Annotated in this window: 16 protein-coding genes and 2 tRNA genes; 13 read left to right on the top strand and 5 right to left on the bottom strand. The window is 41.7% G+C overall.

What is annotated here, in order from left to right; genetic code table 11:
* Positions 1-215 precede the first annotated feature (215 nt).
* From AC1DO4_RS12120 to AC1DO4_RS12070, 11 genes are all read left to right on the top strand, one after another.
* Entirely contained in the window at positions 216-1,589 is a 1,374-nt protein-coding gene (locus AC1DO4_RS12120) for an OmpA family protein (RefSeq protein WP_477416077.1), read from the top strand.
* A gap of 125 nt (positions 1,590-1,714) precedes the next feature.
* Entirely contained in the window at positions 1,715-1,879 is a 165-nt protein-coding gene (locus AC1DO4_RS12115; RefSeq protein WP_477416075.1) for a hypothetical protein, read from the top strand.
* A 40-nt stretch (positions 1,880-1,919) separates the two neighbouring features.
* Positions 1,920-2,525: a DJ-1/PfpI family protein gene (locus tag AC1DO4_RS12110; protein WP_477416073.1), complete on the top strand. Its 606-nt coding sequence runs from the start codon at positions 1,920-1,922 to the stop codon at positions 2,523-2,525.
* 391 nt (positions 2,526-2,916) lie between these two features.
* Complete coding sequence (locus AC1DO4_RS12105) at positions 2,917-3,762, top strand: ABC transporter ATP-binding protein (RefSeq protein ID WP_477416071.1); 846 nt, start codon at positions 2,917-2,919, stop codon at positions 3,760-3,762.
* Positions 3,755-4,543, top strand: a complete 789-nt coding sequence (locus AC1DO4_RS12100; RefSeq protein WP_477416069.1) for a hypothetical protein — start codon at positions 3,755-3,757, stop codon at positions 4,541-4,543. Before AC1DO4_RS12105 ends, AC1DO4_RS12100 begins: the two co-directional genes overlap by 8 nt.
* A gap of 12 nt (positions 4,544-4,555) precedes the next feature.
* Positions 4,556-4,948, top strand: coding sequence for a GntR family transcriptional regulator (locus AC1DO4_RS12095; RefSeq protein ID WP_477416067.1), 393 nt, complete (start codon positions 4,556-4,558; stop codon positions 4,946-4,948).
* Positions 4,945-5,682 (top strand): hypothetical protein, encoded by a 738-nt coding sequence (locus AC1DO4_RS12090; RefSeq protein ID WP_477416065.1) that lies wholly within the window; start codon positions 4,945-4,947, stop codon positions 5,680-5,682. Before AC1DO4_RS12095 ends, AC1DO4_RS12090 begins: the two co-directional genes overlap by 4 nt.
* A gap of 22 nt (positions 5,683-5,704) precedes the next feature.
* The gene (locus AC1DO4_RS12085; RefSeq protein WP_477416063.1) at positions 5,705-6,592 is read left to right on the top strand and encodes an ABC transporter ATP-binding protein; all 888 of its coding nucleotides are present in this window, start codon (positions 5,705-5,707) and stop codon (positions 6,590-6,592) included.
* A gap of 21 nt (positions 6,593-6,613) precedes the next feature.
* Positions 6,614-10,252 carry an ABC transporter permease/M1 family aminopeptidase gene (locus tag AC1DO4_RS12080; RefSeq protein WP_477416061.1) on the top strand — a complete coding sequence of 1,213 codons (3,639 nt, stop codon included), beginning with the start codon at positions 6,614-6,616 and terminating at the stop codon, positions 10,250-10,252.
* A 37-nt stretch (positions 10,253-10,289) separates the two neighbouring features.
* On the top strand, positions 10,290-10,985 hold the full coding sequence (locus tag AC1DO4_RS12075) for a hypothetical protein (protein ID WP_477416059.1): 696 nt from the start codon (positions 10,290-10,292) through the stop codon (positions 10,983-10,985).
* A 41-nt stretch (positions 10,986-11,026) separates the two neighbouring features.
* Entirely contained in the window at positions 11,027-11,251 is a 225-nt protein-coding gene (locus tag AC1DO4_RS12070) for a hypothetical protein (protein ID WP_477416057.1), read from the top strand.
* 55 nt (positions 11,252-11,306) lie between these two features.
* Here AC1DO4_RS12070 and AC1DO4_RS12065 read toward each other — a convergent pair whose 3' ends face one another.
* Positions 11,307-12,086: a DUF5995 family protein gene (locus tag AC1DO4_RS12065; RefSeq protein WP_477416055.1), complete on the bottom strand. Its 780-nt coding sequence runs from the start codon at positions 12,084-12,086 to the stop codon at positions 11,307-11,309.
* 270 nt (positions 12,087-12,356) lie between these two features.
* Here AC1DO4_RS12065 and AC1DO4_RS12060 point away from each other — a divergent pair, with 270 nt between their 5' ends.
* Entirely contained in the window at positions 12,357-12,722 is a 366-nt protein-coding gene (locus tag AC1DO4_RS12060) for a SnoaL-like domain-containing protein (RefSeq protein ID WP_477416053.1), read from the top strand.
* Between the two features lie 94 nt (positions 12,723-12,816).
* Here the strand turns inward: AC1DO4_RS12060 and AC1DO4_RS12055 are convergent, their stop codons facing one another.
* From AC1DO4_RS12055 to AC1DO4_RS12040, 4 genes are all read right to left on the bottom strand, one after another.
* A complete protein-coding gene (locus AC1DO4_RS12055) occupies positions 12,817-13,098 on the bottom strand; it encodes a hypothetical protein (RefSeq protein ID WP_477416051.1) in 282 nt (93 codons plus the stop codon).
* A gap of 62 nt (positions 13,099-13,160) precedes the next feature.
* Entirely contained in the window at positions 13,161-14,096 is a 936-nt protein-coding gene (locus AC1DO4_RS12050; RefSeq protein ID WP_477416049.1) for an alpha/beta hydrolase, read from the bottom strand.
* A gap of 111 nt (positions 14,097-14,207) precedes the next feature.
* A tRNA-Leu gene (locus AC1DO4_RS12045) sits at positions 14,208-14,291 on the bottom strand.
* 97 nt (positions 14,292-14,388) lie between these two features.
* A tRNA-Leu gene (locus AC1DO4_RS12040) sits at positions 14,389-14,472 on the bottom strand.
* Between the two features lie 140 nt (positions 14,473-14,612).
* Between AC1DO4_RS12040 and AC1DO4_RS12035 the strand changes: the two genes are divergently transcribed.
* A complete protein-coding gene (locus AC1DO4_RS12035) occupies positions 14,613-15,620 on the top strand; it encodes a WD40/YVTN/BNR-like repeat-containing protein (protein WP_477416047.1) in 1,008 nt (335 codons plus the stop codon).
* Positions 15,621-15,635: the final 15 nt, after the last annotated feature.

Genomic DNA, 15,635 nt, shown 5'->3' with positions numbered 1-15,635 from the left:
TATTACCCATGATACAGAATTGTACTGTTTTTGACCCATTAACCCTTTTGTACAAAAAGTTAAATAAATTTTTACCGACTTAGTCAATTGTTTGGTTTGTTGTGATTTAGGTGATTAATATATCCCGGAGATCCGGAATAATTTCCCACGGCATTACTATTGAAAACATGTTGTTATGATTTACTGAAAAGTAAACTTGTAATTAAACGTAATATATGAAAACAAATTTAAAAAAAGCCACACTACTCCTTACGGGAATTATGGTAGGCGGTAGATTATTCGCACAAACTCCCGATACTTCAGCTGCAAAAGACTATGTTAAGCCCTTTTCAGGTGGCGATCAGTTGCGTACCTGGTCAATAGGTGTTAATGGCGGATTATTAACCCCATTTACCATTTTTGGTAGTAACAACAGGCAGGATTTTAGCCATCCGCAGGAGCAAATAGGTTATGGCGCTTATATTAAAAAACAAATATTGCCCTCTTTTGGCCTGCAGGCCGATTTCCTGCGCGGTAAAGTTAAAGGTACCAGCGGCCAGCCTAATGCACTGGGCGATGCTACTTACTCACAGTACGAAACTAACATTAACTGGTCGGCAAGTTTAAGTGCCAATATTACATTGGCCAATATTAACTGGCGTCATGAAAAACCATTTATTCAGCCGTATTTAACAGTAGGTGCCGGAAACATGAATTATACACCTAAAATTACCCCGGCAGGTGGTCAGCAAACTAATTATAAAACTACTGGCAACGGCTCAATTAACGAGGTGTTTATTCCGGTAGGTCTTGGCTTAAAATTCGACCTTGCACCGGGTATAAATCTTGATTTAGGTTACCAGGTTAACTTTGTAAATTCTGATAATTTTGATGGCTACAAATATGGAACTACGAATGACAGATTCTCGTATGCCCACATTGGTTTAGAGTTTGCTTTGGGTAGTAAAAAGAAACCGCAAATGGCAACCCATAACCCGGTATCATCTATGCGCACCGAGTACTTATGGGAAAATGAACAAACCAAAACTGCTTTGCAAAAACAAATTGATGCAGAAAAAGCTAAAAACGACGAATTAAGAAATGACCTGAACACTACAAACGCAAACCTTGCTAAATTAACTACTGATAGCGACGGCGACGGCGTGGTGGATGTAAACGACAAATGTCCCAATACACCTGCCGGCACAAAGGTAGATGGTTCTGGCTGCCCGCTTGCAAAACCGGTTGTTTACGTTACCGAAGAAGATAAAAAAGTTGTTAAGGATGCAATCAAAAATCTTGAATTTGATTTGGGTAAAGCTACCATCCGTGCTCACTCATTGCCAAGCCTTGATAGGGTTGCCCAATTATTGGTTGACAAAAACTTCAGCCTGAAGTTAGCCGGACATACAGATAACACAGGATCAGACGAGTTGAACATGCGTTTATCAAAAGATCGTGCCGAATCAATCAAAGCTTACCTGGTAAGTAAAGGTGCAAATGCATCACGTATTGAAGCTACCGGTTATGGCGAAACACAGCCAATTGCCACCAACAAAACTGCTGCCGGCCGCCAGGCCAACCGCAGGGTTGAGTTTACTTTATATTAATAGCAAATTATCCTGCAAACGCAGGTTATATTATGAGCCCTCCCCGGTTAAGCCGGGAGGGCTTTTTGCGTTTGGGATATAGTATTGTGTGAAAAAATGTAAATTTGATATGGTAAAGCTAATAAATGGAAAAAGCGAAGCAAATATTTAACGAAACCGAATTAGCCCTTTTAAAAGAAGGTTTAAAGCGAAGCTATAAAGAACGTTTTGAAATGGCTACCCGCTTGTTTAAGGTACAGCAAACCATGAATAAGGCTTCAATATCTCATAAACCATATATCAGTAAATAAATTGTGGCTGTTTTTGATGAAGAGATATTAAATTGGCTCCATGATAGTAGCAGTACTGCTTTTTGAAGATTTTGAAACACTTGATGTGTTTGGTCCGGTTGAGCTATTTGGCAGACTAAAAGACCACTTCGACGTCGAATTTTATTCGCTAACGGGCGGGATGGTAAAAAACAATCATGGTGTGGCCGTGGACAGCCAGAACATTAATAGCATTAAAAACGGCACAGATATTTTCCTTATCCCGGGCGGGTACGGAACAAGGAAGGAAGTTGATAACCCTTTATTTATCGAAACCATAAAACAAATTTCGCAGGCGAGTAATTTTGTGCTCACTGTTTGTACCGGGAGTGCCTTATTGGCAAAAACCGGGTTGTTAGATGGCAGGCAGGCCACCTCAAATAAAAGGGCCTTAAACTGGGCTATGGCACAGGGACCAAACGTAAACTGGATAAAAAAAGCCCGGTGGACCACAGATGATAAATACTACACATCATCGGGCGTAAGCGCCGGGATGGATATGACGCTTGGATTTTTAGCCGATTTGAAAGGATTGGAATTTGCCCGTGACGTAGCCAATCAAATTGAATTTACCTGGCAGGAAAATAAGCACGAGGACCCCTTTTATAAAAATCTCCCTACCGTTTAGGTCCCTTGCATTTTATATCGACAAGTTACGCCAGTCTGTCAAAATAGAGCAATTGAATTCTTATCAGATTGATCCCGGTGGAACACCTGCACACCTGTTTTAAGCCATGATAATCCCCCATAAATCTTTTTTCATAAACTGCCGAAAATTATCAGAATCAACCTGGGCATTATTGGCGGGCTTATGGCAATAGCGCAGCATCAGGTTATTGCAGATGTCTTTTTTGATTAATTTCCCACTCTTTCCTTCTGCCCATGTCTGGTAGCTATTATCAACCGGCCCGGTTTGCAGGTTGGTTAATACCGCCCATAAAAAAATTTACCAATCATTTGGAATTTAAAAATAAAGTTACGTACATTTGTAGTGCACTATCTAACTATAGCACTTGTTTATGATAGAAATTCAAAATCTTCATTTCGGTTATCAAAAAGGCAAGCCGCTTTTTAAGGGGCTTAACCTTAGGCTGGCTAAGGGCCACATTTATGGCCTGTTAGGAAAAAACGGGGCAGGTAAATCAACCTTGTTAAAAAATATAGCGGGCCTTGCTTTCCCGGTGAAGGGCAGCTGCCTGTTTAATGGTATCAACGTTTCGGGCAGACCGGTTACCGTGTTAGAAGATATTTATTTCCTGGCCGAGGAGCTGTTTGTGCCCGATCTTACTCCTGCCCAGTTTGTGGCCAACACGGCATATTTTTATCCCAACTTTAGCAAAGCCGATTTTTATCAATATTTAAACGTTTTGGATGTGGATATTGATGCTGTTATGGATAAGCAATCCTATGGGCAGCGTAAAAAGGCTATGATAGCTTTTGGCCTGGCTACCAACACCAGTCTTATCATTATGGATGAGCCTACCAACGGGCTGGATATCCCATCCAAAATCCAGTTCAGAAAACTCATCGCTTCGGTATTAACAGAAGAGCGTTGTATTGTAATATCCACCCACCAGGTGCGCGACCTCGATAGCCTGATAGATACCTTGCTTATTTTACATAACGGCGAGATCCTGATCAACCAGTCTGTTGATGATGTGGTTGAAAAAATAACCTTCGGTAGTTTTCATGATACAGAGGGGCTACCAGTTTTGTACCAGGAAAACGGGCCACGCGGTAAAAATGCCATCCTCAAAAATACCACCGGCGATTACAGCAAAGTAGATTTGGAAATACTTTTTAATGCCATCATCAGTGGTAATCAACCTGTTTTACAAACCTTAAAAGCACCAGGCAATGAATAATACTTTTAAACTTAAGCGTTTTGGTATGCTGTTTATGAAATTCACTACAGAGCATTATAAAGGCTACCTCATGTCGCTAATGGTGCTGATGGGGGTATTGATACTTGGCGGCACCTTTATGGTTTTCCTGATGGACGTACGTATGGAAGTAAACCTGCAGTTATTGCTGCTGATATGGGTGATATTGTTTGGAGGCACGGTATTTACCAGTACCATATTTGCCGATATAAGCAATAATGAAAAAGCCATAGTAAGCCTAACGCTGCCTGCCTCACATTTTGAAAAATACCTGGTGGCCTGGCTTTATTCTTTCGTGGTATTCCTGGTATTGGTTATTGCCGCCTTTTACCTGGTGATGTTGTTTTTATTGAATATCAGGCATTTTCCGGGGGAGCAGCAAGAGGTATTCCAGCTGTTTCAAAATGTGAATGGTTTAGGTACCAGTGTGTTTTTTGTGGTGCTTACCCTGTATAGTTTGTTGCACGCTGTTGCTTTTTGCGGTGCTATATATTTTAAAAAAATGCATTTTGTAAAAACAGCGCTATTGTTTTTTTTAACAATAGGTATTTTGATCATTGGTAACAATATCCTGATGCGCCAGCTGCTGAACAGGGATCTAATACAGGTAATGCCCTTTGCCAATTTAGGGTTTATGGAAAAAGGAATCATGTATTCTGTTAATGTTTCAAATTTTGTGTGGATAGGGGCGGTAGTATTTATTGGAATGGCCTTTATTTTTTGGATTGCTGCTTATTTCCGCTTAAAAGAAACACAGGTATGATGCTGATCAATTATGGAGTTTAAAGATAAGGATGCCATATACCTGCAGATAGCAGCCTATGTGAGCGAAAATATATTATTAGGTAAGTGGCTGCCAGAGCAAAAGATCCCCTCAACAAGAGACCTGGCCGTTGAACTGGAAGTTAACCCTAACACCGTTATCCGGTCGTACGAGTTTCTGCAGGCGCAGGAAGTAGTGATCAATAAAAGGGGATTAGGATTGTTTGTAGCTGCCGACGGGCCTCAAAAGGTTAAAGCTTACCGTAAGGAGCGTTTCATACAGCAACAAATGCCCGATTTTTTCAGGAATATTTACCTGCTGGATATTGATATTAAGGATATAGAGGCGATGTATGAAAAATACATATCGGACATTAATCAACCAAAAACAGACCCAAACAAATGAAGACGAGTTCAAAAATATTTATAGCTGCTTTAGTGTTCCTGGTGCTGTGTATACTGGGATATGATTATTTGTTGAAAAAGGAATTTAATACCGGCAGGTATAAAGATGTATATTCCTATTACATCCCTCTTAAATTTAAAAACTTTAATACGCTTGATATTAATGCATCGCAAATAGCCAATGTAAAACTGGTACAGGGGCCGTTTAGCGTAAAAATGGACCCGGACGCCCGTGGATATACAACTATTAAACAAACAGGTGAGCGTTTGCAAATAGATGTAACTTTTGACGGTTCGCAGTATTTTAATCATAGTGCTTACCTGCTGCTTATTTCGTGCCCGGTAATAAAAAGTGTAAACGCCAGCGCTTTTGTTACCGATAAAAATCAAAAAAAAATTGATACAGTAGCCAATGAAGGCTGGAACGGGCGTAATGTTTTAATTGAGGGCTTTAAGCAGGATAGCTTAACCATTACTCAAAACTATGGCAGCCAAATTTTACTGGCCAATAACACCATAGGCTCATTAAACGCGACAGTGGGACAAAGCCCTTTAAGCGGCTCCATACTTACTGTTTTAGAGGATAACCGTTTTGAAAACGCCAACCTGCAGATTATGAACAGGAGCAAATTAATTTTAAAGCAGGCCCGGATAAAAAACCTACATTATAGCCTGGCCGATAGTACGCACCTTGTGCTGAATGGAGCGGCCAAAAACAATATTCCGATCAAATAATAATACCTAACCACTTACTCTTATGAAATTAATTATCAATTCACTTTCAAAAACCTATGCAAATGGGGTACATGCCTTAAAGGATGTATCCCTTACGTTAACCAACGGCATGTTTGGCTTATTGGGGCCAAACGGCGCGGGCAAATCATCCCTGATGCGCACTATAGCTACCTTGCAGGAGGCTGATAAAGGCAGCGTTCACCTGGATGACCTTGATGTGCTGAAAAACAAAACCCAGGTAAGGCAATTGCTTGGCTACCTGCCGCAGGAGTTTGGCGTATATCCTAAAATATCTGCCGAGCGGATGCTGGATCACATTGCGCAGCTAAAGGGAGTGGGCAACAAAGCCGAGCGGAAGGAGCTTGTAGGCAGTTTGCTCGAAAACGTAAACCTTTCAAAAGACCGCAAAAAGCACCTCGGTACTTATTCGGGCGGAATGAAACAGCGTTTTGGTATTGCACAGGCGCTGATTGGCAACCCAAAACTGATTATTGTGGATGAACCCACCGCCGGCCTTGACCCTGCCGAGCGGAACCGCTTTTATAACCTGCTGAGCCAGCTGGGCGAAAACACCATCGTAATCCTATCTACCCATATAGTTGAGGATGTAAGTACCCTGTGCTCCAACTTTGCCATTATTTGCCAGGGCGAGGTGTTATATGCGGGCCAGCCCGATACCGCCGTAAACGAAATGGAGGGTAAAATATATAGTAAAGCCATCAGCAAGCAAGACCTCAAATTTTACCAGGACGATTTTACCGTGATATCTACCCAGCTAAAAACCAGTAAATTACATGTCCGGATAATACAGGATACAGAGCCGGGTAACGGTTTTGTAGCCGTAACCCCAAACCTGGAGGATGTTTATTTTAGCAATATTGCTACCCGTGTGGATGTAAATACCATTTAAACCTCTTTAAATCACAACAATATGTTCTGGAAAATATTTGTTTTCGAGGTGCAAAATCGCCTCAGGAGGCCCGCGGTGTACCTATACTTTGCCGCCGCCCTGGTTTTTACCGTAATGACCTTTGCCACCGGATCGTTACCATTGGGCGAAAAAGAACACATCAATGCGCCTTATGTAATAACGCTTTGGTGCGCCGGTATTACCATGCTCATGATGCTGGTAAGCTCGTCTATTATGGGGGTAGCTTTATACCGCGATATTGAATACAATACCAAAGACTATTACCTCACTTACCCCATTACAAAAGCCGGGTATTTCTGGGGAAGATATTTTGGTTCGTTTTTATTTATGCTGTTTATAGCAAGCTCCATTATTATAGGGGCATACATAGGCACCAAACTTGGCCCGGCCATGGGCTGGAAAGACCCCAGGGAATATGGCCCCAATAACCTGGTGTATTACCTGCACCCGTTTTTTATCATGGCGCTCCCCAACCTGTTTTTTACTTCGTCGTTATTTTTTGGATTAGTAGCCCTCACCCGCAATGTAAAGGTGATCTACAGCGGGGGCATCCTGTTATTTTTGGGCTATTTTCTTTCCATCTTTTTCCTTAATCATACCAATAACGCTACCGTAATTATTAATGCCGATCCTTTTGGGCTCAATGCTGTTCGCCTGCTTTCGGCCACAACTACATCTACCCAAAAAAACACCACCCTGTTTCCTGTTGAAGGCGCCTTTTTGTTTAACCGGATCATGTGGACAGGTATAGGATTGGCTATTTTATTGTTTACCTATATCCGCTTTAATTTTGAGAAGTTTTTTAGCGGAAAAAGAGACAAATCGGCTATTGATGACGAGGTGTCAAAGGTAAAACGCGCCCTTGTCCAAAACCCGAAAGTAAGCTTTGCAGGTGCTTATAACCGCAATACCCTGTTTAATCTCACAAAAGTAGAACTGATCAATATCATCCGGGATAATTATTTCTGGATCATTTTATTGAGCGGCATGGGTTTCCTTGGCTTTGTTTTCTGGATGGGTAATAACGAATATGGAGTATCCTATTTTCCTCGTACTATTATGCTGATGGGTATATTTAATGAAGTATTTCCGTTCTTCATCTTCTTCATCATTATATTTTATACCGGCGAAACACTTCACCGCGACAGGATCACCAGGTATGCTTTTATCAATGACTCGCTACCGCCGCCAAACTGGGTGTTAAATGGTTCCAGGCTGCTTGCGCTACTTGTTTTAGGATTCGGATTGTCGTTAGTCCCCCTAATAACCGGGTTGTTTGTGCAAACGGTAAAAGGGTTTCACCAGTACAACCTGTCTTTTTATTTAATTTTTGTGTTCACCATTCTGATGCCGCGCTTGCTGGAAATGGTGATATTTTCGTACCTGGTACATGTGCTTATTAACAATAAATTTGTAGCGCATGGAGTAGGGGTAAGCGTTTGGGTGCTGGTATTTTTTTTAAATGTAACCGGCATCTTTAATTATAACCTGCTTATCTATTCGTACACGCCATGGTACGGTATCTCGGATATGGACGGGGTGGGCCATATGCTGAAACCGATATACTGGTTTAACCTGTACTGGTTGCTTTTTGCCGGTTTACTCATTATCGTTTCGGCCTTATTTTATTATCGGGGTGTAACCAGCTCTTTTAAAGAAAGGCTTCAGTTGCTGAGCGAACGGTTTGACGCCAAAACAAAGATATTTACCGGGATATTGGCAGCTGCATTTTTAGCCGTTGGCGCTTATAATTACTATAACATAAGCTATTTAAATAACTTTTTAACCAAGGATGAAAATGAGCAACGGGCGATCATTTATGAAAAATCCTTAAAAAAGTATGCCGCTTTACCGCTGCCCAAAGTAACCCGCATGGTAATAAACGCCGATATCTTTCCAGATAAGCAGCAGGAATTTGTAAAGGCTTTTATTACTATTTTTAACAGAACTGATAAGCCTATTGTAAAACTGCTGATGGATGGCGATGAGCTTACTGAATATTCCATCAAAACTAATGGTAAGCCGGTGCCATTCACTTATCCTTTGCTATACAAGCGGGGTATGTTCAATTGGTTCAGACCGAAGCAGGATACCGCTGACTTTCGTTTATACCAGTTTCAAAAACCATTGTTACCGGGCGACTCGGCCGTGTTGGAAATCAATTCATGCGTTATTCATAAAGGTTTTGAAAATGGCTTGTTTGCTAAAAACCTGCTTCGTAATGGTGCTTTTTTTAACGGCGGACTACCCGGATTAGGTTATGATGATGACGATGAGATAAACAGCAATTATGTTCGTAAAAAAAACCATCTGCCCGAAAAGCACGAAGAGGAGATAGCACAGAATGATCCTGCAGGCATCAGCACCTTAAAATCAGGAAAAGCATCTAACCTTTTCAGCCTGGATGTTACCGTGAGTACATCGGCCGGGCAAACCGCCATAGCGCCGGGCCAGCTGCAAAAACAGTGGCGGCAAAACGGCAGGAATTATTATCATTATGTACAAAAGCAACCGGGTATGTATGCCCCGTTTGCTATTGTATCGGCAAAGTTTTTGGCCTTGCATGATAGTGTACAGCTTGATCATAAAGTTAATGTCGATATCTATTATCACCCGGCTCATAATGCCAATATAGGGCGGTTTATGGCAGCTTATAAAGATGGTCTCCGTTACTATTCAACAGCTTTTGGACCATATCCGTTCAAAGACATCCGCCTGGCAGAAACCTCGGTATATGGCCCTCATGATGCCTCATTGGGCAGCATGGATACCTATGCAGAATACTATGCCTGGAATGCCGATTTTAAAGACCCCAACCAGTTTGACTTTTGCTATTTTAATACCACACGCGAACTGGCCCAGCAATGGTGGCGTTACCAAGTAGCCCCTAATAGTACCGTAGGATCATTGGTAATCCCGGAAGGATTAGCCACCTACAGTGCCCTTGTGATGGCCGAAAAGAAATATGGAAAAGACAACCTGAAATGGATCTTGTTAGATCAAATTGACTTTTACTCGTTTATCCGGCGGCGCATGGAAGAAAAAGAACATCCCCTGATAAAAGCCGATAAATGGTTTGAATGGGGCGGCAAAGCCGGTTTGGTACTTTACACTTTGAAAGACCTGATGGGTGAAGACAGTTTAAATGCTGCCCTGCGTGAGTTTAAAAACGCATATCAATTTAAAAGTAAGCCACCCTTTGCAGGCAGCAATGACCTGTACAGGTACCTGCAAAAACATGTGCCCGATTCGCTGCAATATTATTTAACCGATACCTGGCAAAAAATTACACTGTACGATAATAAGGTGACCGCAGTTAAAGCTATACCCACAGGTAACAAAAATGAATATAAGGTAACCCTGCAAGTAAATGTTGATAAAGTTTGGATAGATAACAAGGGCAATGATGTACAAGCCAAAAACATGGACGATTATATTGACATCGGCGTGTTTGCAGCCAACACTAATAATAAGGAAGGCCGATCCGTGACAAACCCGCTGTATCTTAAAAAATATAAACTAACAGAAGGCCAGCATACCATAACTGTTATTGTTAAAGGCAAGCCGGTAAATGCAGGTATAGATCCTTATAGTAAGCTGATAGACAGAATGCCCAATGATAATGTGAAAGATATTTAATCAAAATAATCCAATCTCCCTTTAAAATCAAATGATAATGAAAAACTTAAAAGAAAACCTAAACGATTATAAATGCAGGTTAGCATTTATAATGCTGCTTTTTTTATTAGGCAGCTTTACCATAAATAAGGCAATTGCAAACCCGGTTAAGCACCCTACGGTAATTGCTGCCGATACCACGCTTAAGGCCTTTGAAGGAATTTACCAGCTTAAAGAAAATGAATTTATCAATTACCAAATCGCCCTTGTAAACGATAAATTAGTTGCAAAAATGGTTGGTGGTAATCAGCAAATGGTGCTAACCCGTAAATCAGAATTTAGCTTTGAAGCTCCGGACGACGACGGGGATGAAGCATTAACGCTTACTTTTTCAAAAAACGATGCCGGCGAAATTAGTCAGGCCCTGTTAGCTGGTAAACAGCTATGGATAAAAGTTAAACACATTACACCTGTTGTTGAAGTAAAGCTTAGCGCCGAACAGCTAAAAGCTTTTGAAGGCAAATACCAGTTTGAAGAGAAAAAAGAAGCCTTTCTTCAAATTACAGCTACGGCCAATGGCTTGATGCTAAAACAACTTTGGGACCAGCAGGAAATAAATTTTATAGCCCTGTCTGATCTTGTGTTCTTAAACAAAGAACGGGGGTTCCCATTAAAATTCACCAAAGACCAAAACGGAACGGTTATTAAGGTATTGGCATTTAACCGGGATTTGTGGGATAAAATAAAGCAATAAGACCCTTGTTTTTTGCCTCCTGCAATAATTAAAAGGCTTTTATGCATCAAAAAAATATCATCAACCTAACCATCAAAAAACTCATCGGCGAAGCATCCGCCGGTGAACTTTTGATATTGAAAAACCTTATTGAATCCGACCCTGCAAATGAGCTTTTTGTAAGTATCCTGACCGGTTATTTTAACGAAAACGAAGAAAATGATCATGTAAATAATGCCAGGCTATTTAAGCGGGTTAAAGAAAAGATAGGCGTATCCAATAAATAATAGAGAATAATGGTGTTTCCTGCCGGTGCATGAAACCCATCAAACATCGACCTGATTAATTTACCTTCAGATAAGCTTTTTTATACGTGCTCAATACCCTGGTGATTTTTGTCGGGTTGCGCCATTCAAACAGGTGAATTAGCCACATGGTGAAGCGCAACAGGCCCACAGGGCCGATGATGCCTGTGCCCAGTTTGTGGATATCACTATCGCGTTTGGTTATCAGGTTAAGGTAATCCTGGTCTTTACGCCCAAAAAGGTCTTCGGCGAAGCACCAGGCCCCATCCCGTGCATTGCCAAGCGCAAACTGGATAAGTATGGAATTATTTTGCGCATGCAGGCCCGCCAGCGATAACAGTGGAGATACCTGGTTAAGCTCGTTGATCACCTCGTAGGTAAGGGCTGATAGTATGGTATTGATGGCATTAAAATCCTTATGTACCAGGCTAAGCGGCTGGTTAAGGGCGTTTGCTGTCTCAACAACCGCAATACCCAGGTCCAGGTTAATATGGGCGTTCATGCCGGCCAGTAAGTGTTGTAGTACCACTTTTGACGACTTGCTAAAGATGCCGAAGGTTAGCGTCCACGAGGCGGTAGGCTGTTGTTTTTGCTGCCATTGTTTGTAGGCGGTAATGTAGCGGCTTGCAAATGTTACATCCAGTTGTTCCATTCTTGCGGCATCTTCAAACTCACCGGCCGCAATCCCTTCTTTTACCCGGCATGTAACCTTATGGTACAAGGCCGCGAAATATCCGGCCCTGTTACCGGTTGCAATGGAATCGGCTATGATGGCTTCCAGGTCGGTGATGATCTGATCGATGCTAACTGCGGTCATGATGTTTGTTTTACAGATAAAGAAGAGGTTAATAATTGCCCCCGTAATATACCACTATTAAATAAATAGCGACAAGGGAAATAGAACCGGGAAGCAAGAATTAAGACAATGAATTTGATGGCTCGGATTGGGTGGACCTGTCCTTCGTCCAACCGTTCTGCATCCTTTGCCTGTTATTAAAACTTAACCTAAACTTAAAGTAACAAACAGTGTTGTTTTTGTTATTATAGATAACTTTAAACTAACAAAAACCAATTAAAACCTATAAAAATGAACACACAGGAAGTAGCTGAAAAATTAGTTGAGTTTTGCCGCGAAGGCAAAAATTTAGATGCAATACATGAGCTTTATGCCGATAATGTTGTGAGCCATGAGCCAAAGGGTTCGCAGATGGAACTTTCAGAAGGTAAGGAAGCCGCATTGGCCAAAAATCAGCAATGGTATGATATGGTTGAAGAGATTCATAGCGGCGAGATATCTGATCCTATTGTAAGCGGTAATTTCTTTTCATGTACCATGGATATGGATGTTACCTACAAAGGGCAAGGTCGCAGCATGATGAGCGAAGTTTGTGTTTACGAAGTTAAGGATGGTAAAATTGTTACCGAAAACTTCTTTTATAACCTACCCCAATAAAAGATAAATAAACCTCGATAAAAATAAATAAACCTCAATAAAAAATAAATAAACCTAAATAAAAAGCCCCTGATATACTCGGGGGCTTATATATTTATGGCCGTGGTGGTGTTGGTAAATGAAGCGGGTTTGGCGGTGCCGGTGGCCTTGGCGGAAGTTTTATATGCAGGCCTCCGCTCCTATGGCGGCGATGACGCCTGTGATGTCGTCTCTTGAATGGATTTGGTGGTGCTGGTGGTCGTGGTGGGGGTGGCGGTAGTTTAATCTGTAAAACAGATGCTTCTGCAACAGCAGGCAGCTCATCGGCAGATACCTCCAAAGCCTGTAAGCTAAAAATAGCTAACGTAGCAATTGTGACTATCCTTGTTAATTTCATAAATATGTAATTAGTTAGTTTTAAGCATTTTCAATACAGCAACGTCAAAATTAAACAATTGTTTACGCCGGTTTGTTAAATAATATCTCGTAATAAAAATCCGCGGCAAACTGAGCAGCTTCCAGCCATCTTTTTTGCGCGGGTTTGCCAGCCCCGAATAAGGGATTAAAATGCCTTTGCAGCTCGTGCCCAAAGCCTTTAAATGTTTTTAAGCCATTAGGAATTTGTAAGGAATCAGCCTTTTCATGAATAGCGATGCTGCCATATAAGCCAGTATCAGCCTGGGCTGGTTTTACAATATGGTCATTTGAGCCATAAACACTCACAATAGGTATTCGCGCGTTTTTTAACCAGCGGATATCAAACAAACCTCCCCAAAAGTTGATGATACCGGCAATCCGGGCCCTATCGTTGAGTTTTGATGTCGTGGTTGAATCTGTTACACCTGTACGGCTGGAAAGCTCGGCATTGCTGCTGTAAGCCGCCTGCAGTGCTATGATGGCTCCCGCCGAATTGCCTGCCAGGATAATTTTATCCGGGTTTATATTGTATTCTGTATGATGCTGTTTAAAATATTTGATGGCGGTTTTTACATCCTGTACGGCATAATAACAGTTGTTTTGTAGCTCGTTAAAATGTAATGCCGGATTCTTTTTACTTAAGCGATAATTAATTGCCGCGCAAACATAACCGCGTTGGGCAAAATCCTTACTCCACATCCGGATTCCTTTGGCTGTTTTTGAACCATATTTAAAACCTCCGCCATGCATCCATATAATTAATGGCCTTGCTGTGGAGTGGTCGCCTTTAGGCTGATAGAGATCAAATAAGTATGATTCTTTATCAGCAGGTAAAGCAAATGGGTTATAACTCAGCTCTTGTTTAATATCAACATTGGGGAAAACATGATCTTTATATTGACGGACTGCCCGGGTTTGAGCATTTACCGTAAATGCTGTACACAGTGCAATTAACAGGGAAAATAATTGTTTTTGCATCAGGAGTGTTTGGTGTATATACGTTACAGCTAACATTTAAAGATGTTTGCCCGGGCCGTTGTTTATTATAGCCGGTAGGGGTAAGGGGGGATATTTGAAGATTTTTGCGAGTGCCCAGAACGAGATTCGAACTCGTACATCCTTACGAATGCCACCCCCTCAAGATGGTGCGTCTACCAATTTCGCCACCTGGGCATTTGTCAGAAAAAAGATCTGAGATGTTAGATTTGAGATATGAGACATGAAATTTTCTCAAATCTCATATCTCAAATCTCATATCTTAAAAAAGGCGTGCCCGAAGAGAGACTCGAACTCTCAAGAGACAATTCTCAACGGCTTCTGAGACCGCAACGTTTACCAATTTCGCCATCCGGGCCTGTTGTTTTATTAACAAGCGTGCAAATATAATCGTTTCTGTCAAAAAGCAACTTAATAAATATAAAAATCGGCAGGTTGTTGTTACTTGGCTTGCTAACAATTAATTTAGGAACCATATTGATATTTATACACAAATTAATGAAACGATTTTACCAGCTTATACTCAGTGTTTTATTTGTTTTGCCATTGATCTCGTCGGCACAAACCATAACTATTTTGCAGCAGGATAAACCTACAAGTATCCGAGGGCTATCGGTAGTAGATGATAAAACTGCCTGGATCAGCGGCAGCAAGGGGCATATTGCCATCACTAACGATGGCGGAACAACCTGGAACTGGCAGCAGGTTAAAGGTTACGAAAGGGCCGATTTCAGGGATATTGAAGCGTTTAACGGCCAGGAAGCGGTGATCATGAGCTCGGGCACACCGGCGCTGGTTTTAAAAACCACCGACGGAGGTAAAAGCTGGCAGGAAAAATGCCGCAAAACCGATAGTGTTTACTTTTTTGATGCCATGGATTTTGCCGATGCCAAACATGGCTATATTTTAGGCGACCCGATAAACAACAAATTTTTGCTGATGGAAACTAAAGACGGCGGCGAAACCTGGAGCGAAATGAAAAATACGCCCGATGCTATGCCTGGTGAAGCAGCATTTGCGGCAAGTGGCACTTGTTTGCGGGTAAGTAAAAACCTGGGCGTTGTGATAGCAAGCGGGGGTACGGTTGCCCGTTTTTTGCGTTTATGTAATTGCGGCAAACCGCAATGGCAGGCAAAAAGTTTGCCCCTGGCCCATGGGGCAGGCAGCAAAGGCGCATTTTCTATATCTGATGATCTTTTAGTAGCCGTGGGGGGTAATTATGCAAAAGATAAGATTGCTGACTCGGTAAGCTGTAAATACAGCAAGTTGGATGATGGGTATGGGCTGATAAAAAGTGGCCCACCGGGCTTTCAATCATGTGTTGAAAGGATTAAGGACGGGGTTTATTTATCAACCGGAACATCGGGCAGTAATATATCAACAACCCAGGGCCAATCGTGGAAGCAAGTTGATACCACCAGCTTTAATGTTTGCCGCAAAGCAAAACGTGGAAAACTGGTTTTATTGGCCGGAGACAAGGGCAAAATTGCAGTATTTAAAATGTAGTTTATTGGCAATTAA

The organism is Mucilaginibacter sp. P5_A6 (genome assembly GCF_056400585.1).
This window is presented reverse-complemented; position numbering and strand designations above follow the sequence as displayed.

What these genes read in the sequence shown, in the direction of transcription:
- AC1DO4_RS12035 (WP_477416047.1), top strand. Translation starts at nt 14,613, where the DNA reads ATGAAACGATTTTACCAGCTTATACTCAGTGTTTTATTTGTTTTGCCA.
- AC1DO4_RS12090 (WP_477416065.1), top strand. Translation starts at nt 4,945, where the DNA reads ATGAAGACGAGTTCAAAAATATTTATAGCTGCTTTAGTGTTCCTGGTG.
- AC1DO4_RS12120 (WP_477416077.1), top strand. Translation starts at nt 216, where the DNA reads ATGAAAACAAATTTAAAAAAAGCCACACTACTCCTTACGGGAATTATG.
- AC1DO4_RS12065 (WP_477416055.1), bottom strand. Translation starts at nt 12,086, where the DNA reads ATGACCGCAGTTAGCATCGATCAGATCATCACCGACCTGGAAGCCATC.
- AC1DO4_RS12095 (WP_477416067.1), top strand. Translation starts at nt 4,556, where the DNA reads ATGGAGTTTAAAGATAAGGATGCCATATACCTGCAGATAGCAGCCTAT.
- AC1DO4_RS12060 (WP_477416053.1), top strand. Translation starts at nt 12,357, where the DNA reads ATGAACACACAGGAAGTAGCTGAAAAATTAGTTGAGTTTTGCCGCGAA.
- AC1DO4_RS12100 (WP_477416069.1), top strand. Translation starts at nt 3,755, where the DNA reads ATGAATAATACTTTTAAACTTAAGCGTTTTGGTATGCTGTTTATGAAA.
- AC1DO4_RS12075 (WP_477416059.1), top strand. Translation starts at nt 10,290, where the DNA reads ATGAAAAACTTAAAAGAAAACCTAAACGATTATAAATGCAGGTTAGCA.
- AC1DO4_RS12050 (WP_477416049.1), bottom strand. Translation starts at nt 14,096, where the DNA reads ATGCAAAAACAATTATTTTCCCTGTTAATTGCACTGTGTACAGCATTT.
- AC1DO4_RS12055 (WP_477416051.1), bottom strand. Translation starts at nt 13,098, where the DNA reads ATGAAATTAACAAGGATAGTCACAATTGCTACGTTAGCTATTTTTAGC.
- AC1DO4_RS12115 (WP_477416075.1), top strand. Translation starts at nt 1,715, where the DNA reads ATGGAAAAAGCGAAGCAAATATTTAACGAAACCGAATTAGCCCTTTTA.
- AC1DO4_RS12080 (WP_477416061.1), top strand. Translation starts at nt 6,614, where the DNA reads ATGTTCTGGAAAATATTTGTTTTCGAGGTGCAAAATCGCCTCAGGAGG.
- AC1DO4_RS12070 (WP_477416057.1), top strand. Translation starts at nt 11,027, where the DNA reads ATGCATCAAAAAAATATCATCAACCTAACCATCAAAAAACTCATCGGC.
- AC1DO4_RS12105 (WP_477416071.1), top strand. Translation starts at nt 2,917, where the DNA reads ATGATAGAAATTCAAAATCTTCATTTCGGTTATCAAAAAGGCAAGCCG.
- AC1DO4_RS12110 (WP_477416073.1), top strand. Translation starts at nt 1,920, where the DNA reads ATGATAGTAGCAGTACTGCTTTTTGAAGATTTTGAAACACTTGATGTG.
- AC1DO4_RS12085 (WP_477416063.1), top strand. Translation starts at nt 5,705, where the DNA reads ATGAAATTAATTATCAATTCACTTTCAAAAACCTATGCAAATGGGGTA.